The sequence below is a fragment of the Variovorax sp. 10L421 genome, assembly GCF_056395365.1.
The window spans coordinates 1-473 of record NZ_JBFTJJ010000080.1; the positions used below are offsets into that span (position 1 = coordinate 1).

Sequence of the window (473 nt, forward strand, 5' to 3'; positions counted from 1 at the left end):
CTGCCGCCCACGGCCAACCTGCTGCGCCTGCTGGTGCAGCAATCGAACTGCTTCATCGTGGTCGAGCGCGGCGCGGCCGGCATGAACGCGATGACGCGCGAGCGCGCGCTGATGCAGTCGGGTGAAATGCGCGGCGGCAGCAACTTCGGCCGCGGCCAGATGGTGGCCTCCGACTACGGCCTGTCGCCCGAGATCGTGTTCAGCAACAGCGACGCGGGCGGCATCGGCGGGGCGCTGGGCGGGCTGGTGGGTGGCGGCCGTGGCCGCGCACTGGCGGCCATCGGCGGCAACATGCAGACCAAGGAAGCCAGCGCCCTGCTGACACTGATCGACAACCGCTCGGGCGTGCAGGTCGCGGCCTCCGAAGGCAGCGCCTCCAAGACCGATTTCGGCGCCTTCGGCGCGCTGGCCGGCCGCAGCGCGGGCGGCGGCCTCGGCGGCTACACCAACACCGCGCAGGGCAAGGTGATTGC

1 pseudogene is annotated in these 473 nt (G+C 71.9%); it reads left to right on the plus strand.

The annotated features are described in order from the left end of the window. Window positions 1-473 (plus strand): annotated as a pseudogene (locus AC1DFC_RS29810) (peptidoglycan-binding protein); the annotation flags it as partial.